The sequence below is a fragment of the Streptomyces sp. GL_141 genome, from assembly GCF_057834385.1.
The window spans coordinates 5,841,051-5,867,413 of record NZ_CM174402.1; the positions used below are offsets into that span (position 1 = coordinate 5,841,051).

The 26,363-nt window shown below is 72.7% G+C and carries 20 protein-coding genes, 3 tRNA genes and 2 pseudogenes; 10 read left to right on the plus strand and 15 right to left on the minus strand.

The window, feature by feature from the left end:
* Positions 1 to 2: 2 nt before the first annotated feature.
* From AC3IX6_RS25855 to AC3IX6_RS25870, 4 genes are all read right to left on the minus strand, one after another.
* Positions 3 to 635, minus strand: a complete 633-nt coding sequence (locus AC3IX6_RS25855) for a class F sortase (protein ID WP_489365029.1) — start codon at positions 633 to 635, stop codon at positions 3 to 5.
* Between the two features lie 140 nt (positions 636 to 775).
* Positions 776 to 1,339, minus strand: coding sequence for a GVDTG sorting domain-containing protein (locus AC3IX6_RS25860; protein ID WP_250752212.1), 564 nt, complete (start codon positions 1,337 to 1,339; stop codon positions 776 to 778).
* A 331-nt stretch (positions 1,340 to 1,670) separates the two neighbouring features.
* Positions 1,671 to 3,008 carry an ATP-binding protein gene (locus tag AC3IX6_RS25865; protein WP_489365031.1) on the minus strand — a complete coding sequence of 446 codons (1,338 nt, stop codon included), beginning with the start codon at positions 3,006 to 3,008 and terminating at the stop codon, positions 1,671 to 1,673.
* A complete protein-coding gene (locus AC3IX6_RS25870) occupies positions 2,945 to 3,667 on the minus strand; it encodes a hypothetical protein (RefSeq protein ID WP_489365033.1) in 723 nt (240 codons plus the stop codon). The genes AC3IX6_RS25865 and AC3IX6_RS25870 overlap by 64 nt, the downstream gene beginning before the upstream one ends.
* Positions 3,668 to 3,869: 202 nt before the next feature.
* On the opposite strand from AC3IX6_RS25870, the gene AC3IX6_RS25875 reads away from it, so the two are divergent.
* Positions 3,870 to 4,388: a gamma-glutamylcyclotransferase family protein gene (locus AC3IX6_RS25875; protein WP_489365035.1), complete on the plus strand. Its 519-nt coding sequence runs from the start codon at positions 3,870 to 3,872 to the stop codon at positions 4,386 to 4,388.
* 13 nt (positions 4,389 to 4,401) lie between these two features.
* Here the strand turns inward: AC3IX6_RS25875 and dnaG are convergent, their stop codons facing one another.
* From dnaG to AC3IX6_RS25895, 4 genes and pseudogenes are all read right to left on the minus strand, one after another.
* Positions 4,402 to 6,336 carry a DNA primase gene (gene dnaG / locus AC3IX6_RS25880; protein ID WP_489365037.1) on the minus strand — a complete coding sequence of 645 codons (1,935 nt, stop codon included), beginning with the start codon at positions 6,334 to 6,336 and terminating at the stop codon, positions 4,402 to 4,404.
* Positions 6,337 to 6,370: 34 nt separating this feature from the next.
* Positions 6,371 to 7,645, minus strand: coding sequence for an NAD(P)/FAD-dependent oxidoreductase (locus tag AC3IX6_RS25885; protein WP_489365039.1), 1,275 nt, complete (start codon positions 7,643 to 7,645; stop codon positions 6,371 to 6,373).
* A gap of 93 nt (positions 7,646 to 7,738) precedes the next feature.
* Positions 7,739 to 9,082, minus strand: a complete 1,344-nt coding sequence (locus tag AC3IX6_RS25890; RefSeq protein ID WP_489365041.1) for a deoxyguanosinetriphosphate triphosphohydrolase — start codon at positions 9,080 to 9,082, stop codon at positions 7,739 to 7,741.
* Between the two features lie 77 nt (positions 9,083 to 9,159).
* Positions 9,160 to 10,100 (minus strand): annotated as a pseudogene (locus AC3IX6_RS25895) (sirohydrochlorin chelatase).
* 194 nt (positions 10,101 to 10,294) lie between these two features.
* Between AC3IX6_RS25895 and AC3IX6_RS25900 the strand changes: the two are divergent.
* The 4 genes from AC3IX6_RS25900 to AC3IX6_RS25915 all read left to right on the plus strand — a co-directional run bounded on the left by AC3IX6_RS25900 (position 10,295) and on the right by AC3IX6_RS25915 (position 15,278).
* Positions 10,295 to 11,260 carry a hypothetical protein gene (locus AC3IX6_RS25900; protein ID WP_489365043.1) on the plus strand — a complete coding sequence of 322 codons (966 nt, stop codon included), beginning with the start codon at positions 10,295 to 10,297 and terminating at the stop codon, positions 11,258 to 11,260.
* 299 nt (positions 11,261 to 11,559) lie between these two features.
* Complete coding sequence (locus tag AC3IX6_RS25905; protein ID WP_250752247.1) at positions 11,560 to 12,174, plus strand: SanA/YdcF family protein; 615 nt, start codon at positions 11,560 to 11,562, stop codon at positions 12,172 to 12,174.
* A 15-nt stretch (positions 12,175 to 12,189) separates the two neighbouring features.
* Positions 12,190 to 13,011 carry a glucose 1-dehydrogenase gene (locus AC3IX6_RS25910; RefSeq protein ID WP_489365045.1) on the plus strand — a complete coding sequence of 274 codons (822 nt, stop codon included), beginning with the start codon at positions 12,190 to 12,192 and terminating at the stop codon, positions 13,009 to 13,011.
* A 158-nt stretch (positions 13,012 to 13,169) separates the two neighbouring features.
* Positions 13,170 to 15,278: a molybdopterin oxidoreductase family protein gene (locus tag AC3IX6_RS25915; protein ID WP_489365047.1), complete on the plus strand. Its 2,109-nt coding sequence runs from the start codon at positions 13,170 to 13,172 to the stop codon at positions 15,276 to 15,278.
* On the opposite strand, the gene AC3IX6_RS25920 is transcribed toward AC3IX6_RS25915, so the two are convergent.
* Both AC3IX6_RS25920 and AC3IX6_RS25925 read right to left on the minus strand, forming a co-directional pair.
* A complete protein-coding gene (locus tag AC3IX6_RS25920; protein WP_489365049.1) occupies positions 15,275 to 16,270 on the minus strand; it encodes a nucleotidyl transferase AbiEii/AbiGii toxin family protein in 996 nt (331 codons plus the stop codon). The genes AC3IX6_RS25915 and AC3IX6_RS25920 overlap by 4 nt on opposite strands.
* Positions 16,267 to 16,848, minus strand: a complete 582-nt coding sequence (locus AC3IX6_RS25925) for a hypothetical protein (protein WP_489365050.1) — start codon at positions 16,846 to 16,848, stop codon at positions 16,267 to 16,269. The genes AC3IX6_RS25920 and AC3IX6_RS25925 overlap by 4 nt, the downstream gene beginning before the upstream one ends.
* 175 nt (positions 16,849 to 17,023) lie before the next feature.
* Between AC3IX6_RS25925 and AC3IX6_RS25930 the strand changes: the two genes are divergently transcribed.
* On the plus strand, positions 17,024 to 18,130 hold the full coding sequence (locus tag AC3IX6_RS25930; RefSeq protein WP_489365051.1) for an RNA polymerase sigma factor: 1,107 nt from the start codon (positions 17,024 to 17,026) through the stop codon (positions 18,128 to 18,130).
* A 69-nt stretch (positions 18,131 to 18,199) separates the two neighbouring features.
* Here the strand turns inward: AC3IX6_RS25930 and AC3IX6_RS25935 are convergent, their stop codons facing one another.
* Together AC3IX6_RS25935 and AC3IX6_RS25940 are read right to left on the minus strand one after the other, a co-directional pair.
* Entirely contained in the window at positions 18,200 to 20,125 is a 1,926-nt protein-coding gene (locus AC3IX6_RS25935; protein ID WP_489365052.1) for an ABC transporter ATP-binding protein, read from the minus strand.
* Positions 20,122 to 21,855, minus strand: coding sequence for an ABC transporter ATP-binding protein (locus AC3IX6_RS25940; protein ID WP_489365054.1), 1,734 nt, complete (start codon positions 21,853 to 21,855; stop codon positions 20,122 to 20,124). The genes AC3IX6_RS25935 and AC3IX6_RS25940 overlap by 4 nt, the downstream gene beginning before the upstream one ends.
* 221 nt (positions 21,856 to 22,076) lie before the next feature.
* Here AC3IX6_RS25940 and AC3IX6_RS25945 point away from each other — a divergent pair, with 221 nt between their 5' ends.
* A complete protein-coding gene (locus AC3IX6_RS25945) occupies positions 22,077 to 22,442 on the plus strand; it encodes a cupin domain-containing protein (protein ID WP_489365056.1) in 366 nt (121 codons plus the stop codon).
* 22 nt (positions 22,443 to 22,464) lie between these two features.
* Here the strand turns inward: AC3IX6_RS25945 and AC3IX6_RS25950 are convergent, their stop codons facing one another.
* Complete coding sequence (locus tag AC3IX6_RS25950; RefSeq protein WP_489365058.1) at positions 22,465 to 23,904, minus strand: FGGY family carbohydrate kinase; 1,440 nt, start codon at positions 23,902 to 23,904, stop codon at positions 22,465 to 22,467.
* Between the two features lie 163 nt (positions 23,905 to 24,067).
* Positions 24,068 to 24,376 (minus strand): YtxH domain-containing protein, encoded by a 309-nt coding sequence (locus tag AC3IX6_RS25955; RefSeq protein WP_489365060.1) that lies wholly within the window; start codon positions 24,374 to 24,376, stop codon positions 24,068 to 24,070.
* Between the two features lie 146 nt (positions 24,377 to 24,522).
* Here AC3IX6_RS25955 and AC3IX6_RS25960 point away from each other — a divergent pair.
* From AC3IX6_RS25960 to AC3IX6_RS25970, 3 genes are all read left to right on the plus strand, one after another.
* Positions 24,523 to 24,595, plus strand: a tRNA-Asn gene (locus AC3IX6_RS25960).
* A gap of 5 nt (positions 24,596 to 24,600) precedes the next feature.
* Positions 24,601 to 24,673 (plus strand) — tRNA-Asn (locus AC3IX6_RS25965).
* Positions 24,674 to 24,861: 188 nt separating this feature from the next.
* Positions 24,862 to 24,935, plus strand: a tRNA-Ile gene (locus AC3IX6_RS25970).
* A gap of 260 nt (positions 24,936 to 25,195) precedes the next feature.
* Here AC3IX6_RS25970 and AC3IX6_RS25975 read toward each other — a convergent pair.
* Positions 25,196 to 26,341: pseudogene (locus AC3IX6_RS25975) on the minus strand (site-specific integrase); the annotation flags it as partial.
* Between the last annotated feature and the right edge of the window lie 22 nt (positions 26,342 to 26,363).

Sequence of the window (26,363 nt, forward strand, 5' to 3'; positions counted from 1 at the left end):
GTTCAGTAGGTGCCCGTCAGGTGGGCGAAGACGACCACGTTGCCCCGGTAGCCGGTGCGCTGGGAGAAGCCCCCGCCGCAGGTGATGACGCGGAGCTCGGCCCGCGGGGCGGACCCGTACACGCGGGAGTCGGGGAAGGCCTTGGCGTCGTAGACCTCCACCGCGTGGACGGTGAACACGGCCGTACGTCCGTCGGCGCGGGCGATCTCGATCAGGGCTCCCCGGCGCAGCGCGCCGAGGTGGTAGAAGACCGCGGGCCCGGTGGCGTCGTCCACGTGCCCGGCGACCACGGCGGTGCCGGTGGCGCCCGGGGTGGTGCCCTCGCGGTACCAGCCCGCCAGGTCCCGGCGGGCGGGCGGCGGCACTTCGAGACTGCCGTCGGCCTGCAGCCCGAGCCCGGTGAGCGGGGCGTCCACCCGGATGGACGGGATCCGGATCCGGGTGGGAGGGGAGCCGGGCAGCGCGGCGATGGCCCCGGGGAACTGCGCCTGGGCGCTCAGCGCCTCACCGGGGGAGGGCAGCGGAGGCCGGACGGGCTCGCCGGAGCCGCTGCCGATGAGCCAGACGCCGATGCAGGTGGCCAGCGCGACGAGCCCGCCGGCGCGGGCGCGGGCGCGGCGTGCCTCTGCCTCCATGCGGCCCCCTCGGCTTGGTGACGTGTGACGCGAACGGGGTGACTGGCCGTCGCCCGGCCCCGCGAACGGGGGGACCTCGCGGGGCGGGCGACGGGGGACGGTACCGGTCGGACCGCGGCCGGAGCCGCGGTGGGCGTCCGTCAGTTCCGCGTGCCGCTCGCCCGGCGACGCAGGAACCAGGTACCGCCGACGGCGGTGGCGGCCAGCACTGCCGCTCCCGCCGCGATCTTGGCGGGGTCGGTGGTGGTGGTCGTGCCACCACCCACCCCGGTGCGCACGTGGCCCTGGGGGGCGCGGTCGTGCTCGGTGACGATCAGGTCGCCGGTGGCGAACTTGCCGTTCGCGCAGGTGGCGCCGATCGAGTGGGTGCCGGGGTGGGCTCCGCGGGCGACCTGGAACTGTCCCACGACCACCTCCTTGTGGGTGCCCGGGGCCAGCTTGAAGCGGCCGCCCCCGACGGTGGTGGCGTCGCCCTCGGCGTGGCTGCCGGGACCGCAGGCCTTCGTGTTCACCGTGACGGTGGTGCCGGGGGCGGCGGACTTCGGCCAGATCTCCAGCGGTGCGAAGTCGCCTGCGGCGAAGCCCGTCATGCCGAAGCCCGTCATGCCCAGGTCCGCGGCGGCGACCGCACCGGCCACCGGGCCGGCGAACGCGACGGCGGTCAGCGCGGTGGCGGTGAGCACGTGGGCGGTGCGTCGGCGCATGGGGGGTCTCCTGTGGACACGGGGTCGTGTCTCCGAGGTAACCCGGGTGTGCGGGCCTGCGCCTGCTGATGTGGTGTCAGATGTGGGCCGGGGGGAGTGGTGGTGGGGCGTTCTCGCAGGTGAGGAGAGGTGGAGGGGTATCCGTGGGCCACCACCCCGTCCGGGTGACGGTGGCCTCGCGGGTGCGGGTCGCCGCTGCGCGGAGCCCGTCGCCGCCCCGCCCTTTCACCATCCCCCAGGCTCCGTCCGGGGGACCCCCAGCCGGGGCGCCGCCCCGGACCCCGCGCCTCAAGCGGCGGCGGGGCTGGAGGGGGCTGGTGGGTTGGTGGGGTCAGGCCGGGGGGAGGGTGAGGGTGGCCGCGGCTCCGGTGGGGGTGGGGTTGGTGAGGGTGAGGCGGGCGCCGATGACCTGGGCCTGGCCCAGGGCGATGGTCAGGCCCAGGCCCGTGCCCTGGCCGCGTTCGGTCGCGCCCGTCAGGAACCGCTGCGGGCCCTCCCGCAGCAGCGTCGCCGGGAAGCCCGGGCCCCGGTCCCGTACGGTCACCGTGTTGCCGGCCACCGTCACGGTGATCGGGTCCCCGCCGTGCCTGCGGGCGTTGACCAGCAGGTTCGTCAGGATCCGCTCCAGCCTCCGGACGTCCGTGCGGACGCGGGCCGTGCCGTCGGCGGCGCCCAGGAGCTGCGCCTCCACCCCCGAACGCCGGGTGACCGCCTCCACCAGCGGTCCCAGGAGGTGGATGTCCAGCTGGGCCACCTCCCGGTCCCCGTCCAGCCGGGCCACCTCCAGGAGGTCCTCGGTCAGGCTGCACAGGGCCGCGACCCGGTCGCGCACCAGCTCCGTGGGCCGCCCCGGCGGGAGCAGTTCGGCGGCGGTGTGCAGACCGGTCAGCGGGGTCCGCAGCTCGTGCGCCACGTCCGCCGTGAACCGCTGCTCCGCCACCAGCCGCCGCTGCAGGCTCGCCGCCATCGTGTCGACCGCCGCGGACAGTTCGGCCACCTCGTTCCGCGTCCCCGGCGCGCCCGACGGGCCGATCCGGGCGTCCAGTTCGCCCGTGCTGATCCGCCGGGCCGTCTCGGCCGCGGACCGCAGGTCCTTGCTCAGCCGGCTGGCCAGCGCCGCCCCGCCGATCGCCGCGAGGGTGACGACGACCACCCCGAAGGCCATCAACTTCTGGTCCAGTTCCCGCAGTTCCGATTGCTCCTCCGTCAGCGACTGCCGTACGGAGAGCACTTGGTCGCCGCCGACCGGCCGGGCCGCCCACACCGCCGGGTGGAGGCCGTGCAGGTCGAGGTAGGTGGTGCGCTTCCCGGCCAGGGCGGCCTGCCGCAGGGGTTCGGGCAGGCTCGGGCAGTCGAGGCGCGCGTCGGCCTCCCCGACCTTGTCGAAGTCGAGCTGGCCCGTGAGCTCGTACACCTGGCGCACCCGGACGAGCTGCGCGAGGGCGCCCTTGCGCGCCGCGTCGGCCACCTGGGTCGCACGGGCCTCGTGGATCAGGATGCCGATGGTGAGCGCGACGAGGGAGCAGCCGACGGCGAGCAGGACGGCGATCTTCCAGCGCAGGCCGAGGGAGTGCAGGAGGCCGCGGCCGCGGAGCACGAAGCGCTTCACCTGGCGGCCTGGTGCGTGGGGGCGGGCGATGCGGCGGCGGTCGGCTGCGGAGCCGGGCACTCGCCGGAGCCGGAGCGCGGGCCGGAGATGGCGTTGCCGAACTTGTGGTCGTCGCTGAGGACGCTCATCCGCCGGCCGTCCCAGTGGTAGCGGATGTCGTGCGCGGAACCGTCGTCGTCGGTGGTGCGGACCAGCAGGTCGGTGCCGACGGTCTCGGCGCTCATCCGCCGGCCGCTGGTGAACAGGATCGGGACGATCTTCCCGTCGGCCGCGGTGTAGACGCTCAGCACCGAACGGCCGGTCTGGCTGTCCGCGGCGACGATCAGCTCGGGCTTCCCGTCGCCCGTCAGGTCCGCGAACCGGGCCGGGCGCATCCCGGCCTTGCCCGGACCGTCGATCTTCTTCCCGTCGCCGAAACGCTTCATCGCCTTGTCCGCGCGGACCACGGCCATCACGTCCACCTTCTCGATCCCCTCCGGCCCCACGGCCGGCGCGCCGTCGAGCGGCCGCGGCGGGGGTTCGTGGCCGGCCACCGCCGTACCGCTGGAGCTCGGCGACTCGGTCCAGGAGGGCCACAGCGGTTTCGGCTGCGGCTGGGAGGACACGGGCGGCGCGACCTCGTCCGGGCCGAGGCCGCCGGGCGCGGCGCAGCCGCCGAGGCCGAGGACGGTGCAGAGCAGGGCGGCTGCGGCGAGGGTGCGGAGGGTCGGTCGAGTCATGGAAGGCGGAACCGTCGGGTGGTGGGGGAGGGCGGGGCGCGGGGAGGCAGACTGACGGTAGGCGGCGTCGGTCACAGGGACCGGGCGGACGTGTAACAGCGGTGCGTAGGCGGTCTCCCGTGGCCGAAGTCGGGACCTTGGGCCCGGCGCGCGGCCGGTGGTAGACCGGTCAGCAGCTCAGTCTGAATCGAGGGAGGGCCGCATGACATCGGCCGATCGGCCGGAAGGCCAGGGCGAAGGAACGATTCCACGGGGAACGACTCCGCAGGGACTGATTCCGCAGGCGGAGGGGCTCCAGGAGCTCCGGGAACTCCCGTTCTTCGTCTACGGGACCCTGCGCCCCGGCGAGGTCAACCACGACCTGTTCCTGCGCGGCCGCACGGCCGCCGAGGAGCCCGCCCGCCTCCCGGACGCGGCCCTGTACGAGGGCCCCGGATACCCGTACGCCGTGGACCGCCCCGGCTCCGGCTCCGCGATAGCCGGAGAGCTGATCACCCCGGCCCCCGGGGCCTACGGGGAACTCCTCGTGGCGCTCGACCTGCTGGAGGAGTACGCGGGCCCCGGACACCCCGCCAACATCTACGACCGCACCGCCCGCGAGGCCCTGCGCCCCGACGGCACCCCGGTCCGCGCCTGGGTCTACCTGGCCGCCCCGCCGCTGGCCCACCACCTCGCCCGCTCCGGCACCCCCATCCCGGGCGGCGACTGGCTGCGCCGCTAGGGCCCGAGCTGCCCTACAGGCCTTCCGCGCCCCGGTTGCGCAGGCGCCGGCCGTACTGCTGGAGCACCCACAGCTCCTCCTGGACCGCCGCCAGCTGCTCCGGGGCGTCCTGGTGGCCGAGGCGGGCCAGGGTGCCCTGGATCTCGTGCACCCGGCGGTCGACCGCGCGGAGCCTGACCTGGACCAGCTGGACCCCGGCGTAGATCTCGTCCACGGTCTTCGCGTGGATGGCCTCGACGACGAGCTCGGTGACCAGCGCGCGGACGGTGTCGTTCGGCGCGGCGTCCCGGACCCGGGTCAGGTAGTCCTCGGTGCCGAGCGAAGCGCCGCCGGCGTCCAGGATGGCCTGGCGCACGGCCGCGTAGGGCGGGGCGGTGAACTCGTCCATCCCGTACGCGTCGAAGGCGGGGGAGACCAGGGCGGGGCGCTGGAGCGCCAGCTTGAGCAGCTCGCGCTCGGTGATGTGCGCGGGGCTGCGCAGGTTCAGCGCGGGACCCGTGGGGGTGGCGGCCGGCGCGGGGATGTCTTCGTACGAATGGCCGGAGTGGCCGGAGTGACCCGAGCCGCCGGACGACTGGCCCCGGCGCTGCTGCTGGGGCTGGTTGCCGCGCTCCCGGGCCCAGCGGTCGAGCTGGGCGATCCGCTTGACCACGAACTGCTCGTCGCGCATGCCGAGCATGCCCGCGAGCTGGACCGCCGACTCGTGCTGGATCGCGACGTTCTTGATCTTCTTGATGATCGGGGCGGCTTCCTCCAGCGCGGCCGCCCGCCCCGCCGGGTTCTCCAGGTTGTGCCGGGCCACGATGTGCTTCAGCGCGAACTCGAACAGCGGGGTCCGGGCCTCGACCAGCCCCGCCACGGCCGCGTCGCCCTTGGCCAGGCGCAGGTCGCACGGGTCCATGCCGCCCGGGGCGATGGTGATGGAGGTCTCCGCGGCGAACTTCTGGTCGTCCTCGAAAGCGCGCAGCGCGGCCTTCTGCCCGGCCGCGTCCCCGTCGAAGGTGAAGATCACCTCGGCGGTCGCGTTGTCCATGAGCAGCCGGCGCAGGATCTTGATGTGGTCGCCGCCGAAGGCGGTGCCGCAGGTGGCGATCGCGGTGGTGACCCCGGCCATGTGGCAGGCCATCACGTCGGTGTAGCCCTCGACCACGACGGCCCGGGAGGTCTTGGCGATCTCCTTTTTGGCCAGGTCGATGCCGTACAGCACCTGGGACTTCTTGTAGATCGCCGTCTCGGGGGTGTTCAGGTACTTGGGCCCGTTGTCGTCGTCGCGCAGCTTGCGCGCGCCGAAGCCGACGACCTCGCCGCTGATGTCGCGGATGGGCCACATCAGCCGGCCGCGGAAGCGGTCGATGGGCTTCCCGCTGCGGCTGTCCTGGGACAGGCCCGAGGTGATCAGTTCCTTGTCGCTGAAGCCCTTGCCGCGCAGGAAGCGCGTCAGGTGGTCCCAGCCGGCCGGGCTGTAGCCGACGCTGAAGTGCTGGGCGGCGGCCTGGTCGAAGCCGCGCTCGGCCAGGAACTTGCGGCCGATCTCCGCTTCGGCGCTGCCGAGCTGGTCCGTGTAGAACTCGGCCGCGGCCTTGTTCGCCTCGACCAGCCGGATCCGCTCGCCGCGCCCGCTGCTGCCGGCGGTGTAGCCGCCCTCTTCGTACCGCAGGGTGATGCCGGCCAGGCCGGCGAGCCGTTCCACCGCCTCCGAGAAGGAGAGGTGGTCGATCTTCATGACGAAGTCGAGGGTGTCCCCGCCCGCCTGGCAGCCGAAGCAGTGGTAGAAGCCCTTGCTGGGGCTGACCTGGAAGGACGGGGACTTCTCGTCGTGGAAGGGGCAGAGGCCCTTGAGGTTGCCGCCGCCCGCGTTGCGCAGCTGGAGGTACTCCGAGACCACGGCGTCGATCGGGACCGCGTCCCGTACCGCCTTCACGTCGTCGTCGTTGATCCGTCCTGCCACCGCGCCAGTCTACGGCCGGGCGCGGACAATCCCGTCAGGCCCCTTCCGCCGGAATCAGGGCCGAAAGCGGAATCGATGGATCCGCCAGCTTCTCGCGGTCCACGGGCGCCTTCGACCTGATCAGGGCCTGGATGTCCTCGGTGACGTCCCACACGTTCACGTTCATCCCGGCGAGCACCCGGCCGTCCGAGAGCCAGAAGGCGATGAACTCCCGCTTGCCCGCGTCCCCGCGGATCAGCACCTGGTCGTAGCCGCCCGCAGGGGCGTACCCCGAGTACTCCAGGCCCACGTCGTACTGGTCGGAGAAGAAGTACGGAACCCGGTCGTACGAGACCTCCTGCCCCAGCATCGCCCGGGCGGCGGCCGGACCCCCGTTGAGCGCGTTCGCCCAGTGCTCCACCCGCAGCCGGGCCCCCAGCACCGGGTGGTGCGCGGCCGCCACGTCCCCGACCGCGTAGACGTCCGGGTCGGAGGTGCGCAGCGAGGCGTCCACGGCGATCCCGCCCCCGTGCTCCCGGTCCACCAGGGCCAGGCCCGAGGTCTCCGCCAGGGCGGTCCGGGGGGCGGCCCCGATCGCCGCGAGGACCGCGTGCGCCGGGTGTTCCTCACCGTCGTCCGTACGGGCCGCCAGCACCATGCCGTCGTGCCCGACGATCTCCGTGAGGTGGGATCCGAAGTGGAACCGGACCCCGTGCTCGGTGTGCAGGTCGGCGAAGAGCCGGCCGACCTCCGGACCGAGCACCGCGTGCAGCGGGGTCGGCGCCGGCTCGATCACGGTGACCTCGGCCCCGTACCCGCGGGCGGCCGCCGCGACTTCCAGGCCGATCCAGCCGGCGCCCGCGATCAGCAGGTGCCCGTTGTCCCGGCCCAGGCCCGCCAGGGCCTTGCGCAGCCGCTCCGCGTGCGAGAGCCGGCGCAGGTGGTGCACCCCGACCAGCTCGGTGCCCGGGATGTCGAGCCGGCGCGGTTCGGCGCCGGTGGCGAGCAGCAGCTTGTCGTAGGGCAGCGCCGTGCCGTCGCCGAGGACCACCTTCTTGGCGTCCCGGTCGAGGTGGACCGCGGGCTGGCCGAGGTGCAGCTCGATGTCGGAGGCCGCGTACCAGGACGGCTCGTGCACGAAGACGCTCTCGCGCTCCTCCTTGCCCGCCAGGTAGCCCTTGGAGAGCGGGGGCCGCTCGTAGGGATGCTCGCGCTCGTCGCCGATCAGGATCACCCGCCCCGTGAACCCCTCGGACCTCAGCGTCTCGGCCGCCTTAGCCCCGGCCAGTCCTGCGCCGACGATGACGAACGTCCGGTGTGCGTCGACCACCTGATGCCTCCTCATAACCTCTGCGCCACATGCGGCCACATGCGAGCGTCCCGCACCGAGCCTGCCGCGTGAAGGGGGAGTGGCCCGATCGGCTCACCCTTCGGCGCGTCGCGCGCGCTGGGTGAGGCGGGCGTGCAAGGAGCGCGCGGAGGCGTCCGTGAGGGCCGCGATCTGGTCCACGACCGCCCGCTTCCTGGCCCGGTCGTCCGGGGCCTCGTCGAAGATCGCACGGAACTGCGGGTCCAGACCCTCGGGCGCGCGGGCGCTGACGGCCTCCGCCAGTTCGGCCAGGACGATGCGCTGATCGGCTCGGATCCGCTCCTGCTCGTCGCGCTGCATGACGTACAGGTCGGCCACCGCCTTCAGTACCGCGCACTCGTTGCGGGCCTCGCGGGGCACCACCAGCTCCGCCGCGTACCGGGTCAGCCGGCCGGTCCCGTACGCCTGCCGGGTGGCGCCCTCGGCGGCCAGGCAGAAACGGCCGATCAGCTGGCTGGTCGCGTCCTTCAGCCGGGCTTGGGCCACGGCCGAACCGTCGTACCCGTGCGGCCACCACTCCTGCTCCATCAAACGGTCCAGGGCCTCGCGCAGTTCCTCCGGCTCGGTGTCGGCGGGCACGTACCGGCCGATGGCCACCCGCCAGATCTCGGTGCGCTCGGGCTCGGCGAAGAGCAGGTTCGGGTCGAGGTGCCCGGCGTGCAGGCCGTCCTCGAAATCGTGGACGGAGTACGCCACGTCGTCCGACCAGTCCATGACCTGCGCCTCGAAGCACTTGCGGTCCGCGGGCGCGCCGCGGCGCAGCCACTCGAAGACCGGCAGGTCGTCCTCGTAGGCGCCGAACTTCACCGAGCCCGGGTCGGTGGGGTGGTCCCCGCGCGCCCAGGGGTACTTGGTGGCGGCGTCCAGGCAGGCCCGGGTGAGGTTGAGCCCGACGCTGACCAGCTCGCCGCTCACCGGATCGGGGACGAACCGCTTGGGTTCCAGCCGGGTCAGCAGCCGCAGCGACTGGGCGTTGCCCTCGAAACCGCCGCAGTCCTTGGCGAACTCGTTGAGCGCTTCCTCGCCGTTGTGGCCGAAGGGCGGGTGCCCCATGTCGTGCGACAGGCAGGCGGCTTCGACCAGATCGGGATCACAGCCGAGCGCGGCGCCGAGCTCGCGCCCGACCTGGGCGCATTCGAGGGAGTGCGTCAGCCGCGTCCGAGGACTCGCGTCCCAGTCGTACGAACGCGTCCCCGGGGTCACCACCTGCGTCTTCCCGGCGAGCCGGCGCAGGGCGGCGGAGTGCAGCACACGGGCGCGGTCGCGCTGGAAGGCGGTCCGCCCGGGCCGTTTGTCGGGCTCGGTGGCCCAGCGCTCGGTATCGGCGGGATCGTACGGCTCACCGGGCAGGTCGAGACCGGGTCGGACAGGTGCGGTGGTGCCTTCCATGCCTTCCATGGCCCAAACGGTAACCGCAGGAGCCGACAAGACGAGTCAAGTGGAGCAATCCGAGCGATTGCGAACCAACCAGACCGTTACGCGGTGGCCAGTTCCAGCGGGTGCTCCCGGGCTACGGGTCCTGCGAGCGCGGCGGCGGCTTCGTCGTAGCGCTGGAGCACCAGCCGGGCCAGCGCCGGATGGGCGCCCAGCGGGGCGGCGGCCGGGCCCGGGGCGGCGGCGGCGGTCGCGGCGGCGAAGCGGCCCGGGGCGGTGAAGTAGGAGGCGACCGCGACCCGGTGGAGGCCCCGCGCGGCCAGGGCCCGCACGGCGGCGGGCACTCCGGGCGCGGTGCCCGAGGCGTAGGCGGCCACCACGGGGACCCCGCCGAGGCGTTCCGAGAGCAGGTCGGCGGTGGCCCGCACATCGGTGGCGGAGTCGGGGTCGCGGGACCCGGCGGCGGCCAGCACCACCGCCGACCCGGCGCTCCAGCCGGCCTCCACGAGCCGCTCGTACAGGGCCTCGACGAGCAGCGGATGCGGTCCGAGCGGGGCGGCGACCCGGGTCCGCAGATGCCCGGCGCGGGCGGCGGCGGCCGGCAGGTCCCGCTTGACGTGGGTGCCGCGGCCGAGCAGCAGCGGCACCAGGACGGCGGCGCCGGCGGCCCGTTCGAGGGTGTGGTCCAGCAGCGGGTGGTTCAGCTCGATGTGACCGAGCCGGACGTCGAGGCGGGGGCGGAGCTCACGGACCCGTTCGAGCAGGGCTTCGACGGTGTGGAGGGCGCGCGGATCGCGGCTGCCGTGGGCCACGGCGACGAGGGCGGGCTGCTGCATGGGAGGACTCCTGCGTGGTGTCGGGGGCGCAGACCGCTGAGCTGCGTACCGAGCTGGGCGGTGATCCGGGTCAGCAGCTCCGCCGTGGTCGCGGGCGGAAGCGGGTGGAGGGGCGGGAGCGGGAGCGGTGGGACGGGCGGGAGAGGGGGGAGCGGGAGGAGCGGGGGAAGGGGCATGGACTCGGGAGGGTGCGCCGGCTCCGTCATGAACCGATCCTGCGCGCGGCAGGTTGCCGGTGCGTTGCGCGGGCGTGACGGGTGTTTTCCACCTGCTCACAGGGGGGTGGACGGCGGGGGTGGGGTCGCGGCGTGCTTCCCTGTGCGCGGGCGCCGGGATGTGGGGGGCGCCGGGATGTGCGGGGTACGGGGATGCGTGAGGTAGGGGCGTGCGTGGGGGACACATGGGCGGGTTCTTGAAGTGGGCGGCCCGCGGCTGCGCGTTGCTGTCCGGCGGTGCGGCCGTCGTCGCCTGCGTGCTGTCGCTGGGTGCGTGGGGGACGGGTGAGATCCTTGCCGGGGTCGCCCTCTGGGGTTGGGTGGCGGCCGGCGCCGCCGTCGTACGGGCGGCCCTGGTGGCGGCCTTGGAAGCGCGGGAGGCCCGTGCGCAGGCGGCGGAGGAGTGGTGGGAGCCGAGCCGGAAGCCCCGGCCCCGAACGGCCGGACCCGGTTCCGGGGCCCTCTGGGTGCGCACGCGGGAGGCGGCGGTCTGGCTGTTCACCGCCCTGGCGTCCGCGGCGCTCCTCACCGCCTCCTTCCAGCAGCACCACCGGGAGGCGGAGCCCGAACTGCGGCGGGCCGGCGCGGCGGTGGAGACGGCAGTGGTGGCGCACGCACCCACGGGAGTGCACGCCCACACCAGCGAGGGACAGGTGCTCGGGTGGACCTCCTGGCTCGAGCTGACCCTCCCGGGAGCCGCGGAGCCGGTCCGGGCATCGGCCTACACCTACGAGAAGCCGGAGGTGGGAGACCGCGTACTGCTCCTGTACGCGCCCTCGTGGCCAGCCCTGGAGGGGCGGGTCGATGAGCGCAAGGATCTGCGGACCGTGGCCGGGTCGGCCTCCTGGGACGTGTTCCCGCAGGCGGACGAGGCGCGCAAGGCGAGCCTCCTGGCCGCGTTCCTCATCCTGTTCCTGCTGGTGGCGGGGCTGGTCGGCACGGCGGTGATGGACACGGACGAGCTGACGGCCCTCCCGCGGTCCGGGCGAGCCCAGCTCTGCTGGACCGGCTCGCTGCTGCTCGCCTTCGCCCTTCACCTGCCCGCCCTGTACGGACATCCGCACCCGGTGCCGGGCGCGGTGGCGTGGGTCTCCTTCCTGCTGCCGGCGCTGGGCCGGGGGGCGGCGTACGCCGTGGTGCGGCGCCTGTAGCGAGCGACGGGGCGGGGGCGGGGAACCGTCCGGCTCCACGGTGCCCCGCGGACACCGCCGGGTACCCGCAGGGCAACCGCCGGGATCGCACGCGCGTCCGTAGACGACAGGACCGGCAGCAGCAGGACCGCAGCAGCAGGCCCGGCAGCAGCAGGACCACCGGCACCACCAGCAAGGGGATCGCATTGAGGCGCGCAGCGGTACGAGGGTTGCCGGGGGCGGCGTGGGAGCGGGTGAAGGCCGTACGGATCGGGGTGCCCCGGACCGTACGGGCCCGGCGGCGGGCCGTGCGGGTGGTGATGGCGGGCTGCGTGCTGGCCCTGCTGCCCTCGGCGTGGACGCACGCGTCCGCCGGGCCCCGGCTGCGGACCACCGCCGACGCGCCCGCCGCCGAGGTGGCCGTGGTCTTCGGTGCCGGGCTGTGGAACGGCCGGCCCACCCCGTACCTCGCGCGCCGGCTCGACGCCGCCGTCGAGCTCTACCGGGCGGGGAAGGTGAAGGTCGTCCTGGTCACCGGCGACAACAGCCGGACCGACTACGACGAGCCCGACGCGATGCGCGCGTACCTGACGGGCCACGGGGTGCCCGACGCCCGCGTCGTCAGCGACTACGCCGGCTTCGACTCGTGGGACTCCTGTGTCCGGGCCCGGGAGGTCTTCGGCGTGCACCGGGCGGTCCTGATCAGCCAGGGCTTCCACATCCGCCGGGCGGTCGCGCTGTGCCGGGCCGCGGGCGTGGACTCGTACGGGGTCGGGGTGTCCGACGTGCACGACGCGACCTGGTACTACGGCGGGGCCCGCGAGGTCTTCGCGGCGGGCAAGGCGGCACTGGACGCGGTCTTCGAGCCGGAGCCGCGGTTCCTGGGGCCGAAGGAAGAGGGGGTGTCGCGCGCCCTGGCCTCTCTGGCAGACTGACGCCGCGATCGGCATATGCCGATTAGTCATATACCGATCTGTCTCGTGTGTCAGGGGTGTGGAACCGTGGCTGGTGTGGATCTGAGCGGCAAGGTCGTCGTCATCACCGGTGGGGCCCGCGGCCTCGGCGCGGCGGCCGCGCAGGCCGTCGTGGACGGCGGCGGCAAGGTGCTGATCACCGACGTCCTGGAGGCCGAGGGCGCCGAGACGGCGGCCGAGCTCGGCGACGCGGCGCGCTTCCTGCGCCACGACGTGACCAGCGAATCCGACTGGGACGCGGCCCTCGCCTTCGCCCTCGCCGAGTTCGGCCGCATCGACGGGCTGGTCAACAACGCCGGCATCGCCACCGGCCAGTTCCTGGAGCACGAGAGCGTCGAGCACTTCCGCAAGGTCGTCGAGATCAACCTGGTCGGCGTCTTCATCGGCATCAAGGCCGCGATCCCGCTGATGCGGGAGAACGGCGGCGGCTCCATCGTCAACATCTCCTCCGCCGCGGGCCTCACCGGCCTCGCCCTGACCGCCGGCTACGGAGCCTCCAAGTGGGGCGTGCGCGGACTCTCGAAGATCGGCGCGGTCGAGCTCGCGGAATCCCGGATCCGCGTGAACTCCGTACACCCCGGCATGACGCTCACCCCGATGACGGCCCCGGTCGGCATCCAGGCGGGCGAGGGCAACTACCCCGGCGCCCCCCTCGGCCGCGTCGGCCTCCCCGAGGAGATCGCCGCAGCCGTCGCCTTCCTCCTCTCGGACGCCGCGGGCTACATGACCGGCGCCGAACTCGCGGTCGACGGCGGCTGGACGGCCGGCCTCACGGTGAAGTACCTGACGGGGCAATAACCCCGACACCGGCGCCCGGATCGTGTACGCCGAGATCCCGTCCCCTCCCGTGTGCCGGGCCACCTCACCGGAGCCGCCCGGTGGCGCTGAGGTGGAGCACGCCGACTTGTAACGCGGGGCGGCGGCCCGTGTAACACCGTCGACGCACGCTGGGCTGCATGCACACCTCGGACTCCGTCACCGCCACGCACTGCCCGTACTGCGCGCTGCAGTGCGGCATGAACCTCCGCCCCGAGCCCGGCGGCGCGGGCGTGGTGGTGGAGGAGCGGGCCGACTTCCCCGTGAACCGGGGCGCGCTGTGCGGCAAGGGCCGCACCGCCCCCGCCGTGCTCTCCTCCCGGGTGCGCCTCACCGAGCCGCTCGTCCGCACCCACGCAGGGCGGCTGGAGCCGGCCACCTGGGAGGAGGCCCTCGACGCCGTCGCCGAGGGCCTCGCCCGCACGCGGCGGTCGTACGGGGCCGACGCGGTCGGGGTGTTCGGCGGCGGCGGGCTGACCAACGAGAAGGCGTACGCCCTCGGGAAGTTCGCCCGCATCGCGCTGGGGACCTCGCAGATCGACTACAACGGCCGGTTCTGCATGTCCTCCGCCGCCGCCGCGCACCAGCGGGCCTTCGGGCTCGACCGGGGGCTGCCCTTCCCGCTGGAGGACATCCCCCGGACCGGCTGCGTCATCCTCGTCGGCTCCAACCCCGCCGACACCATGCCGCCCGCGCTCCGCTTCTTCCGGGAACTCCGCGAGAACGGCGGCACGCTGATCGTGGTCGACCCGCGCCGCACGCGCACCGCCGAACAGGCCGACCTGCACCTGGCCCCGCGCCCCGGCACGGACCTGGCCCTCGCGCTCGGCCTGCTGCACCTGGTGGTGGCGGGCGGGCACACCGACGAGGAGTTCATCGCCGAGCGCACCACGGGCTGGGAGGAGGCCCGGGCCGGCGCGATGGCGCACTGGCCCGAGCTCGTGGAGCGGATCACGGGCGTTCCGGTGCCGAAGCTCCGCGAGGCGGTGGCGATGTTCTGTGCCCCGGCCTCCGCGATGGTGCTCACCGCACGCGGACCCGAGCAGCAGTCCAAGGGCACCGACACCGTCGGAGCCTGGATCAACCTCTGCCTCGCCACCGGCCGGGCCGGCCGCCCGCTCTCCGGCTACGGCTGCCTCACCGGCCAGGGCAACGGCCAGGGCGGCCGCGAGCACGGCCAGAAGGCCGACCAGCTCCCCGGCTACCGCAAACTCACCGACCCGGCGGCCCGCGCCCACGTCGCCGGGGTCTGGGGCGTCGACCCCGACACCCTCCCCGGCCCCGGCCGCAGCGCCTACGAACTCCTCGACGCGCTGGGCTCGGACGTCAAGGCCCTCCTCCTGATGGGCTCCAACCCGGTGGTCTCGGCCCCCCGGGCCGCCCACATCGAGGAACGCATCCGCTCCCTGGACTTCCTGGCCGTCGCCGACGTGGTCCTCTCCGAGACGGCGGCCCTGGCCGACGTGGTCCTCCCGGTCACCCAGTGGGCGGAGGAGACCGGCACCACCACCAACCTGGAGGGCCGCGTCCTGCTCCGCCGCCGGGCCCTGACCCCGCCGCCGGGGGTCCGCTCCGACCTCGAAGTCCTGCACGGCCTGGCCACCCGCCTCGGCATGCCGAAGTTCTTCCCGGCCGACCCCGAGGAGGTCTTCGAGGAGCTGCGCCGCGCGTCGGCGGGCGGCCCGGCGGACTACTCGGGCATCACGTACGCCCGCATCGAGGCGGAGCAGGGCGTCTTCTGGCCCTGTCCCGCTCCCTCGCGGACGGCGGACCCCGGTGCCACGGATCCCCACCCCGGCACCCCGCGGCTCTTCCTGGACCGCTTCGCCACCGAGGACGGCCGGGCCCGCTTCGTGCCCGTCACCCACCGGGACGCCGCGGAGGTCCCGGACACGGAGTACCCGCTCCTCCTCACCACCGGCCGGGTCGTCGCCCAGTACCAGTCGGGCGCGCAGACCCGCCGGGTGGACGAGCTCAACGAAGCCGCCCCCGGCCCCTTCGTGGAACTCCACCCGCGCCTCGCGGCCCGCATCGGCGCGGTCGACGGAGCCCCCCTCGCGGTCACCTCCCGCCGCGGCCGCGCGGTCGCCCCGGCCCGCATCACGGACACCATCCGGGCGGACACCGTCTTCATGCCCTTCCACTGGCCGGGCGAGGGCCGCGCCAACACCCTGACCAACCCGGCGCTGGACCCGGTGTCCCGGATGCCGGAGTTCAAGGTCTGCGCGGTCCGCGTCGAGCCGGCCTAGGCGTTCTCCGGAGCCCCGGCGAAGGTGGGCGCCAGCGCCGCGAGCAGCCGCTCCGCGTAGGACTCGGCGGAGCCGGGGATCCCCGGGTACTCCTTGTGGAACGTTGCCCAGTCCGTCTGCGCGAACCCCTCGAAGACCTCCGGGGCGGGTGGCTGTTGCCCGCCGCCGCCGACCTCGAATTCGCCGGAGAGCCGGAACACCTCCGCCAGCAGCGGGTAGGGCAGCGCGCAGCTCTCCGCCAGCAGGACCGCGTCGTAGAGGTCCTTGCCCTGCGGGTACATGTCCCCGGCCAGCCACACCAGTTTCCAGGCGAGGGACAGCTCCGGAGTGGCCCCCAGCAGCGGGATCCCCGCGACCACCACGGGCTCGGGCGCGACCGGCAGGGGCTCGTTGAAGACGAAGTCCAGCTGGACCTGACCGCCCCGCACCCCCGGCGCGGACCAGGGGAGGACCAGCCTGCGCCCCGGAACGCGTTCGTACGTCCAGATGTACTCGGAGACCGCGTCCGCCGCCGGCATCACCAGGCCTCCGTACGCGGCCAGCCGCTCGGCCCCGGCCGTGATCGCGTCCAGCATGCGCCCAGTGCGGTCCTCCTCGATCATCCAGTCGGCGGGGACCACGACGAAGTCCAGGTCGTGCGGTTCCCGCGCGATCTTCCCGAACCACTGGGACATCAGCATGCTGCCGCGCAGCACCAGCGAATCGGCGTCGCCCGAGGCCCCGACCGCACGCAACGCCACGTCCATCGCCGCCCGTCGGGCCGACCGCCAGACCGCTCGCGCCGCCGGCTCCGAGATCACCGGGTCCAGAGGCCGGTACGCCTCGGAGAAGTGCTTGAGGGCGGGGTCGAAGGCCACCACGGTCGGGTCGCCCCTGTCGCCCGTCCTCATGGTCCGGGGCTGCTGGTCCATCCGTCGAGACCGCTCCGCCGCCGGCTCCGCCGGATCTTCCGGGCCGCCCGGAATCGACGGCTTCCACTCCCGGCTGCTCATCGTGCGCCCTCCTCCTCGATCCACCCGTCGTCCACCGACAGGTCGCTGTCGTACAGCACGAACTCCCGCTCCTCCGAGCGGATTTCGTACCCGGCCCCGCTCAGCGCGGCGACCAGCGCATCGCACGCCGCCCCCGCCCCCTGCTGCGTGCCCCGGAACCTCTGGGTCACGAAGCGTTCCTGCTGCCCCCCGGGCAGGACCCGGCGGGCGTTCCACGACACGTGCGCCCCGTGCGGGACCACCAAGGCCTCCAGAGCGGCCCGACCGAAGTCGGCGGGCAGTCGCAGTTTCAGGTGGTGCTCGAAGTAGCCGCCGCCCGGACCCGGGGGTTCCGTGGTCCACGGGACCGTCTCCACCTTGACCCGGACCGGGTCGAAGCCGGCCGCGCGCAGCCGGGGCGCCAGCGCCTCGTGCCCGTCCCGGCCGGGCAGCGTCAGCATCGGCTGCGAGGCCATCCGGCCCCGGGCCAGCACGATGTGCGTCACCTTCAACTCCCGCTCCACCGCCCATGATTCGAGCCGGGCCAGCTCCGCCGGACCGGCGCAGCGCACGGTGACGTGGGTTTCGTACACAGACATGGCCACGATCCTCTCGGACATGCGTCCGATCCGCATCGGGGTTCTGGTCCGGGGGTAACCATGGGTCACGCACCGGACCCAGAAAGTGGTCGCACGCCCCTCGTGGCAGCGATGTGTCGTACCCCACACTGAGGTGCGGTGCACCCGTCCTCGGAGCCCTGTGGAGGTCGCCCCCGTGCAGACCCAGAGCCTGACCGTCACCGTCAGCCCGCCCGCCGAAGTGCCCGCGGCCGAAGAGCCCGAGTCCGAGGCCGAGGCCGACGCCATGCACGAGGAGGAGGCCGAGGAGGCCGAGGAGTCTGAGGTCCCGGAGCTCATGGCGAAGGTGCCCACGCCGCGCAAGCGTCCGGCGGAAGGCTCCGGCGGAGCGGGACCGTCCGCCGACCTCTTCCGGCAGTACCTGCGCGAGATAGGCAGGATCCCGCTGCTCACCGCCGTCGAGGAGGTCGAGCTCGCGCGCCGCGTGGAAGCGGGCCTGTTCGCGGAGGAGAAGCTCGGCAGCGGCGTCCCGCTCGACCTGCAGCTCACGCTCGACCTCGACAAGCTCGTCGTCATGGGCCGGATGGCCAAACGGCGTCTCATCGAGTCGAACCTGCGGCTCGTCGTCTCCGTCGCCAAGCGCTACGTCGGCCGCGGACTGACCATGCTCGACCTGGTCCAGGAGGGAAACCTCGGACTGATCCGCGCCGTCGAGAAGTTCGACTACGCCCGCGGCTACAAGTTCTCCACCTACGCCACCTGGTGGATCCGTCAGGCCATGTCCCGCGCCCTCGCCGACCAGGCCCGGACCATCCGCGTCCCCGTCCACGTCGTCGAACTGATCAACCGCGTCGTGCGCGTCCAGCGCCGCATGCTCCAGGAGCGGGGGTACGAACCCACCGCCGAGGAGGTCGCCGTCCACCTGGAGCTGACCCCCGAGCGGGTCCTGGAGGTGCTGCGCCTCGCGCAGGAGCCGGTCTCGCTGCACGCCCCCGTGGGCGAGGAGGACGACGTCGCGCTCGGCGACCTCATCGAGGACGGCGACGCCGCCTCGCCGGTCGAATCGGCCGCGTTCTTCCTGCTGCGCGAGCACCTGGAAGCGGTGCTCTCGACCCTCGGGGAGCGGGAGCGCAAGGTGGTCCAGCTCCGCTACGGGCTCGCCGACGGGCGGCCGCGCACCCTGGAGGAGATCGGGCGGATCTTCGGGGTGACCCGGGAGCGGATCCGCCAGATCGAGTCCAAGACCCTCAACAAGCTGCGCGACCACGCCTTCGCGGACCAGCTGCGCGGATACCTGGACTGAGTGCGTGCGTACGTACGGGAAAGGGGCGCCCCGCAAGGCGCCCCTCCCCGTACGGCCCTGCGTACCGGCCTAGTCGACCTCGGCCACCGCCTGCGCGAACTGCGCGGCGTAGAGCTTCGCGTACGCGCCGCCCGAGAGCAGCAGCTCCTCGTGCGTGCCCTGTTCCACGATCGAGCCGCTCTCCATCACCAGGATCAGGTCGGCGTCGCGGATCGTGGACAGCCGGTGCGCGATCACGAAGGACGTACGGCCGTGCGCGAGGCGCGCCATCGCCTTCTGGATCAGCACCTCGGTACGGGTGTCCACCGAGCTCGTGGCCTCGTCGAGGACCAGGATCACCGGGTCGGACAGGAACGCCCGCGCGATGGTGATCAGCTGCTTCTCGCCCGCGCTGACGCCGGCGCCCTCGTCGTCCAGCACCGTGTCGTAGCCCTCGGGCAGGGTGCGGATGAACCGGTCGGCGTGGGCCGCCCGCGCGGCTTCCTCGACCTCGGCGCGGGTGACCTCGCGCGTGGCCCCGTAGGCGATGTTCTCCGCGATGGTGCCGCCGAACAGCCAGGTGTCCTGGAGCACCATGCCGATGCCGCTGCGCAGTTCCTCGCGGGTCATCTTCGCGATGTCCGCCCCGTCGAGGGCGATCTCCCCGCCCGTGACCTCGTAGAACCGCATCAGCAGGTTGACCAGCGTGGTCTTGCCGGCGCCGGTCGGGCCGACGATCGCGACCGTCTGCCCGGGGTCGACGCTCAGCGAGAGGTTGTCGATCAGCGGCTTGTCCGGCTCGTAGCGGAAGGCGACCTTGTCGAAGGTGACCTGCCCGCGCAGGGTCTCCGGACGCTCGGGAACCTCCGCGTCCGCCTCCTGCTCCGGCGCGTCCAGCAGCTCGTAGACCCGCTCCGCCGAGGCGACGCCGGACTGCACCAGGTTCGCCATGGAGGCGACCTGCGTGAGCGGCATCGAGAACTGGCGCGTGTACTGGATGAAGGCCTGGACGTCACCGATCGACAGGGTGCCCGAGGCCACCTTCAGACCGCCGACGACCGCGACGAGCACGTAGTTGATGTTCGAGATGAACAGCATCACCGGCTGCATGATCCCGCTGACCAGCTGCGCCTTGAAGGAGGCCCGGTACAGCGCCTCGTTCTGCTCGGCGAACAGGGCCGCGGACTCCTTCTGCCGGCCGAAGACCTTGACCAGGGTGTGGCCCGAGTACATCTCCTCGACGTGCGCGTTCAGCGCGCCCGTGGACTTCCACTGCGCCACGAACTGCGGCTGCGACTTCTTGCCGATCTTCGCGGCGACGTACGCGGACACCGGGATGGTCACCAGCGCGACCAGCGCCAGCACCGGCGAGATCCAGAACATCATCGCCAGCACGCCGACGATCGTCAGGAGGGAGTTGAGCAGCTGACCCATCGTCTGCTGGATCGTCTGCCCGATGTTGTCGATGTCGTTCGTGGCCCGGCTGAGCACCTCGCCGCGCTTCTGCTGGTCGAAGTACGACAGCGGCAGCCGCGACAGCTTCGCCTGGAGCTCCTCGCGCATCCGGTACACGGCGGCGTTCATGATGTGGTTCGACAGCCGGGTGGCGACCAGCATCAGCAGACCGGCGACCGTGAAGACGGCCAGCGCCCACAGCGCCACCGTCCCGACCGCACCGAAGTCGATGCCCTTGCCCGGGGTGAAGTCGGTGCCGGACAGCATGTCCGCCATCCCGCCCTCGCCCCTGGCGCGCAGACCGTCCAGCGCCTGCTGCTTGGTGAGGCCCTTCTCCATGCTCCGGCCGACGATCCCCGCGAAGACCAGGTCGGTGGCCTCGCCGAGGATCTTCGGCCCGGTCACCGACGCGGCGACGCTGCCGACGACCGCGAGGATCATGCCCCACAGCTTGGCCCGGTCGCGCGCCAGCGCGCTCAGCAGCCGCTTGCCCGAGCCCTTGAAGTCCATGGACCGCGTCGTCGGCGGTCCCATCATCATCCGTCCTCCGGGCCCGCTCACGCCGCCTCCGCTTCCGTCAGCTGGGAGAGCACGATCTCCCGGTAGGTCTCATTGCCGGCCATCAGCTCGTGGTGGCGCCCCTCGCCCACCACCTGCCCCTCGTCGAGGACGATGATCCGGTCCGCGTCGCGGATCGTGGAGACCCGCTGGGCGACGATGACCACGGTCGCCTCCTCGGTCTCGCGGGCGAGCGCGGAGCGCAGCGCCGCGTCCGTGGCGTAGTCCAGGGCCGAGAAGGAGTCGTCGAACAGGTAGATCTCCGGGCGCTGTACGAGCGTGCGCGCGATCGCGAGCCGCTGGCGCTGGCCGCCGGAGACGTTGGTCCCGCCCTGGGTGATCGGCGCGTCGAGCCCGCCCTCCAGCTCGGAGACGAAGCCCTTGGCCTGCGCGACCTCCAGCGCGTGCCAGAGCTCTTCGTCGGTGGCGTCGGGGCGCCCGTAGCGCAGGTTGCTGGCGACCGTCCCGGAGAAGAGGTACGGCTTCTGCGGCACCATGCCGACCGTCCTGGCGAGCAGGTCGGGGTCGAGGCGGCGTACGTCCTCGCCGTCGACGAGCACGTCGCCGCCGGTCGCGTCGAAGAGCCGGGGGATCAGCCCCAGCAGCGTGGACTTGCCGCTGCCGGTCGAGCCGATCACCGCGGTGGTCTCGCCGGGGCGGGCCACCAGGTCGACCCCGCGCAGCACGGGGGCCTCGGCGCCCGGGTAGCGGAAGTCGGCGGCGCGCAGTTCCAGGCGGCCGCGGTGGAGCAGCTTGCGGACCGGGTCGGCGGGCGGGATCACGCTGGAGTCGGTGTCCAGGACCTCCTGGACGCGCTCGGCACAGACCTCGGCGCGCGGCACCATCATGAACATGAAGGTGGCCATCATCACGGACATGACGATCTGCATCAGGTAGGCGAGGAAGGCCGTCAGCTGGCCGATCTCCATGTCGCCGGCGTCGATGCGCATCGCGCCGAACCAGACGACGGCGACGCTGGAGATGTTCACGACCACGATCACGGTCGGGAACATCAGCGCGAGCAGCTTGCCGGCCGCCAGCGAGACGCCGGTGAGGTCGGCGTTGGCCTCGCGGAAGCGTTCCTTCTCGTAGTCGTCGCGGATGAAGGCACGGATCACCCGGTTGCCGGTGATCTGCTCGCGCAGGACCCGGTTGACCGTGTCCAGACGCGTCTGCATCCGGCGGAACAGCGGGCGGGTCTTCAGCACGATCGCGCCGACCGACAGGCCGAGGATCGGGACCACCGCGAGCAGCACGCCCGAGAGCTTCACGTCCAGCGAGAGCGCCATGAAGATGCCGCCGACGCACATGATCGGCGCGGAGACCATCAGCGTGAAGGTCATCAGCACGAGCATCTGGATCTGCTGCACGTCGTTCGTCGTACGGGTGATCAGCGACGGGGCGCCGAAGTGGCCGAGCTCACGCGCGGAGAAGCTCTGCACGCGGTCGAAGACCCCGGCCCGGACGTCCCGGCCGAAGGCCGCGGCGGTACGGGCCCCGTAATAGACGGCGCCGACGTTGCAGACGAGCTGGACCAGCGAGACGCCGAGCATCAGTGCGCCGAAGCGCAGGATGTAGCCGGTGTCGCCGTTGACGACACCGTTGTCAATGATGTCGGCGTTCAGCGTGGGCAGGTAGAGGCTCGCGCTGGTCTGCAGCAGTTGCAGCAGGACCAGCACGGCGATCGGTTTCCGGTACGGCCCCAGGTGGGTCCGCAGAAGTCGTATGAGCACGCGCAGGCTCCGGTCGGCATGATCGAGGGGGTTCACACCATCTTCTGCCAACGGGAGGCCGGAACCCCACCGCTTTTCGTAAAGCCCGGTCAAAAGGAGTAGGCCGGGCACGGGAGGGCGTAGGCCGGGTTCCGGCCGGGGCCACCGCGCCGACGCCCGGTGCCGGGAGGACGATGGGGGAGAGGGAGGTCTCGGGACGGATCGACAGTCGTGGAGGAATCATGACGGCAGCCAAACGGGAACAGATCCCCGTCCTCTTCGAAGGCAACGGCGCCGAACTGCGCGTGCTGGAGCTCGGCGGCGGCTTCTCCGTCGCCTTCGGGCGCTTCGACAAGGGTGTCGACATGACCCCGGCGTTCAAGGGCCTGCCCGACGACCTGTGTCCGTGCCCGCACTACGCCTACGTGATCAAGGGCCGGATCATGATGCACACGAAGGACGGGGACGAGGTCTACTCGGCCGGGGAGGCCTGCTACTGGGCGCCCGGCCACGCCCCGGTCGCTCTGGAGGACACCGAGTACCTCGACTTCTCGCCCACGGCGGAGTTCCAGGCGGTCGTCGAGCACGTGAAGGCGCAGCTGGGCTGAACTCCGGCCGGCCGGTCGACCTCTAGAACGCCCCCGGGTGGATCTGGTCCCGGGTCGCGACGTACTGCTGGCGCGCGCCCTGCCAGGCCGGGTACTCCTCGTCCGGCTCGAACAGCTGCGCCGCGGGCGCCGGCCACACCGGCGGGGTGTTCGGGGCCGCCGTGCCCTGCGCCACGCCGAGCGCCCACGCGGCCTGCCGGGCCGCGCCCAGGGCCGCGTAGTCCGCCGGCGCCGGTACGAGGACCTGCGTGCCGAACAGTCCCGGAGCGAAGGCCTGTACGGCAGGCAGTTCGGCGGCCGCGCCGAGCAGGAACACCCGGCGGATCTCCACCCCGCGGCTGCGCAGCACGTCGAGCGCGTCCACCAGCCCGCACAGCATGCCCTCGAAGGCGGCCCGCGCCAGGTGCTCCGGCTTCATGGAGTCCCGGCGCAGCCCCGACAGGGTCCCGGCGGTGTGCGGCAGGTTCGGCGTCCGCTCACCCTCCAGGTACGGCAGGAGTACGAGTCCGTGCGCGCCCGGGGTCGACTTCAGCGCGAGCTCGCTCAGCCCCTCCAGATCGGTGCCCAGCAGTTCGGCGGTGCCGCGCAGGGCCCGTACGGCGTTCAGGGTGTTCACCACCGGCAGGTGCAGCCCGGTGGCGTCGGCGAGGGAGGTGATCAGCCCGCCCGGCTCCGACAGTGCCTCGTGGTGCACCGCCATCACCGATCCGGACGCGCCCAGCGAGACCACGGCGTCGCCCGGTCCCATGCCGAGCCCCAGCGCGGCCGCCATGGTCTCCCCGGTGCCCGCGGAGATCAGCAGCCCCTCGGGCGTGGTCCCGGCGGCTTCGGCCGGGCCGAGCACCTCGGGCAGCAGCGCCCGGTGCCCCAGCGCGAGCTCGACCAGGTCGGGCCGGTAGGCGCCGGCGGCCGCCGACCAGTAGCCGGTGCCGGAGGCGCCGCCCCGGTCGGTGGTGCGCCGCGCCGGGCGGCCCAGCAGCTGCCACACCAGCCAGTCGTGCGGGGACATCAGGACGGCCACCCGCCGGGCCGCCTCCGGCTCGGTACGGGCCAGCCAGGCGAGCTTCGCGACGGGCTGCGCCGCATGGGGGACGGAGCCGACGGCCTCGGCCCAGGCCTGGCGGCCGCCGAAGGACTCGATCAGCTCGGCTGCGGCGGCCTGGCCGCGCTTGTCGTTGCCGATCAGGGCGGGACGGACGAGGCCGCCCTGCGCGTCCAGCGGCAGCAGCCCGTGCTGCTGCGCGGAGACACCGATGGCCTGCACCCCTTCGAGGAGCCCGCCGCCGGCGGCCTCGCCGAGGGAGAGCAGCCAGGCCTGTGGATCGGTTTCGTGCGGCACCGCGTCGCCGGTGGGCTGCGGATGCGGGGCGTACCCCTGGCGCAGCACGGCGCCCGTCTCGGTGTCACAGACGACGATGCGTGTGAACGCGGAAGAGCTGTCCAGCCCGGCGACTATCCCCATACGGAGAATTCTGCCGCACTCCGGAGTGGTCTCGACCGCCCCGGAGCGCGCGGAACGGGCCCCGTCCCTTATGTGGAGCCCCGCGCGCGGGGCCCGGGAGCGGCCGGGCGGGACGCTGGTGAGGGGTCCTCGCGCGAGGACCCCTCACTGCGGACCGGGCCGGTCAGGTGTTGCTGGTGCCCCAGTCGTCCTCGCCCGGGCCGTTGCCGTTGACCCGTGCCCGCAAGCCCCGTACGCGTCCGGCCAGGGCGTCCGGCACCGCGTCGCCCACCTTGTCGCTCACCGCGGCGAAGGCCTTGCCGGCGAACTCCCGGCTGCTCTGACCAGCGCTCTCGGCGGCGTTGCGGACCGCGGGGTTCTGCGCGAACTCGCGCGCGGACTTCTTCAACTGTTCATACCGCTCGCGTCCGGCCCGGGTTCCGAGCACGTACCCGAGGGCCAGCCCGACCGCGAACGTGACCTTGTACCGCATGCCTGCCACCCTTCGTCGTGTGGTGCCCGGCCCGCTGGCGATACCGATTGGCGGAGCACCCCCCTGCTTGCGCTAATCTATGACTCGCAACGGGCGCTCGCCCCCTGGCCAAGGCCGGAGGTGGGCTGTTCGGTGCAACGCAGCAATCCCCTGTAGCTCAATTGGCAGAGCAGCCGACTGTTAATCGGCAGGTTACTGGTTCGAGTCCAGTCGGGGGAGCGCGGTCCCCTGTAGCTCAATTGGCAGAGCAGCCGACTGTTAATCGGCAGGTTACTGGTTCGAGTCCAGTCGGGGGAGCAAGAAGGAATGAGGACCCCAAGTGGGTCCTTTTTCTTTTTTTCTGCCCCCGCACGCAACCGGGCAGGGCCCTGTGCGGTCTCTCTGGGCAGGCGAAGCCGATCATGCGAGGCATCCGAGGCAGGAGATCGTATGAGCGGCTATGCTGCGGCAGACGGCGCGCACACATGTACGCGCCACGCCGTGAAGGGGCGGTAGCTCAGCCGGTTAGAGCAGCGGACTCATAATCCGTCGGCCGTGGGTTCGAGTCCCACCCGCCCCACTGCAAGCCGCAGGTGAAGAAACGATCTCGCCTGCGGCTTTGGCGTTTCCGGGGGCTGTCGCGCCATCAGGCGAGTCGAGCTCAAGCCTTTGGCTGGGAACCACCTGGGAACGCGGGTCGGCCGTCTCGGGCTGATCGCGGCGACGGCGCGGCACGAGTGAGGCGGCCTTCTCGGCAGCGTCGCGCCCGACCCCGCCCAGTAGGTGTGAGTACAGGTCTGTGGTGATCGTCACCGTGGAGTGCCCGAGGCGCTTCGACACGATCGCCATGTCGACCCCGGCGGCGAGCATCAGCGAAGCCTGCCCGTGCCGCAGGTCGTGCAGCCGCACCCGTCGCAGTCGCCGGCGCTCCCCGGCGGGCAGGTGGGCGTCGTCCTCGAACCGGACGGCGTCGATCAGGCCGCCGAAGAGCTTGGAGACGTGATCCGGGCGCAGGGCGTCGCCGTCGTCATGGGCGAACACGAGCCCGTGGTCCCGGTACGCCGACTTCCACTTGCGGCGCTCCTCCTCCTGCCGCAGCTTGTGGCTCAGGAGCGCACCGACGGTCAGCTCGTCGAGGTCGATGATCCGATCCTCGCCGCTCGCCGTCTTGGGCCGGGAGAACATCAGACCGATGTGTCCCCCTTCGCAGTAGGGGCACGCCACGGGAGGCATGTCCCGCTTCTTGAGTCCGGACACCTGCACGATCTGCTGCCGCACGACGATCACCCGCCGGGCGAAGTCGACGTCGTCCCATCGGAGCCCGCACGCCTCACCGCGGCGCAGGCCCGTTCCGGCGATCACCTCGAAAAGGGCGCCGAGGCGGTGCGTGCCGATGTGGTCGAGGAAGGCGCCGAGCTCGGCCGGCTCCCACGGGATGACCTTGGGGCGCTGCGAGGTCGGCAGCTCGACGTTCTTCGCCATGTTGAAGGTGATGAGCTGCTGCTTCACCGCGGTCGTCAGGGCGCTGCGCAGCGTCGCGTGAATCCGGCGCACGGTCGCCGTCTTCCGCTTCCCGTCGTTGACCTCGGCGAGCAGCTTGTCGACGTGCGAGGGCCGCAGGTCGCGCAGGCGTATGCGGCCGAGGTGCGGCACGAGGTAGTCGTCGATGTGGTGCCGGTACGAGCGGAGCGTCGTCGGGCGCCGGCCCGCCCGCTCCTTGAGCTCCATCCACTTCTTGAGCCACTGCTCGACGGTCTGCCCGTCGTCGTGCGTGTAGCTGCCCTCACTGATCCGGGCGAGGACCGTGCTCAGCTCGCGCTCGGCCTCGTCGGCCGTGGCGAACCCGCCCTTCTTGAGCTGCTGACGCTTGCCGTCCTTCTCGATCCCGGTGTCGGCGGCGTAGTACCAGGAACCGTGGGCCTTCTTGCAGTTCTTACGCCGGCCTTTGGCGTCGTACTGGGCGATGCACTGGCACCGTTTGAACACGTGCCCTTTCAAGCTGACTCCT

Excerpts from the sequence above, each read along its gene's own strand:
- AC3IX6_RS25855 (WP_489365029.1), bottom strand. The coding sequence starts at position 635 with ATGGAGGCAGAGGCACGCCGCGCCCGCGCCCGCGCCGGCGGGCTCGTC.
- AC3IX6_RS25860 (WP_250752212.1), bottom strand. The coding sequence starts at position 1,339 with ATGCGCCGACGCACCGCCCACGTGCTCACCGCCACCGCGCTGACCGCC.
- AC3IX6_RS25870 (WP_489365033.1), bottom strand. The coding sequence starts at position 3,667 with ATGACTCGACCGACCCTCCGCACCCTCGCCGCAGCCGCCCTGCTCTGC.
- AC3IX6_RS25875 (WP_489365035.1), top strand. The coding sequence starts at position 3,870 with ATGACATCGGCCGATCGGCCGGAAGGCCAGGGCGAAGGAACGATTCCA.
- AC3IX6_RS25890 (WP_489365041.1), bottom strand. The coding sequence starts at position 9,082 with ATGGAAGGCATGGAAGGCACCACCGCACCTGTCCGACCCGGTCTCGAC.
- AC3IX6_RS25900 (WP_489365043.1), top strand. The coding sequence starts at position 10,295 with ATGGGCGGGTTCTTGAAGTGGGCGGCCCGCGGCTGCGCGTTGCTGTCC.
- AC3IX6_RS25905 (WP_250752247.1), top strand. The coding sequence starts at position 11,560 with ATGGCGGGCTGCGTGCTGGCCCTGCTGCCCTCGGCGTGGACGCACGCG.
- AC3IX6_RS25910 (WP_489365045.1), top strand. The coding sequence starts at position 12,190 with ATGCCGATTAGTCATATACCGATCTGTCTCGTGTGTCAGGGGTGTGGA.
- AC3IX6_RS25915 (WP_489365047.1), top strand. The coding sequence starts at position 13,170 with ATGCACACCTCGGACTCCGTCACCGCCACGCACTGCCCGTACTGCGCG.
- AC3IX6_RS25920 (WP_489365049.1), bottom strand. The coding sequence starts at position 16,270 with ATGAGCAGCCGGGAGTGGAAGCCGTCGATTCCGGGCGGCCCGGAAGAT.
- AC3IX6_RS25925 (WP_489365050.1), bottom strand. The coding sequence starts at position 16,848 with ATGTCTGTGTACGAAACCCACGTCACCGTGCGCTGCGCCGGTCCGGCG.
- AC3IX6_RS25945 (WP_489365056.1), top strand. The coding sequence starts at position 22,077 with ATGACGGCAGCCAAACGGGAACAGATCCCCGTCCTCTTCGAAGGCAAC.
- AC3IX6_RS25950 (WP_489365058.1), bottom strand. The coding sequence starts at position 23,904 with ATGGGGATAGTCGCCGGGCTGGACAGCTCTTCCGCGTTCACACGCATC.
- AC3IX6_RS25955 (WP_489365060.1), bottom strand. The coding sequence starts at position 24,376 with ATGCGGTACAAGGTCACGTTCGCGGTCGGGCTGGCCCTCGGGTACGTG.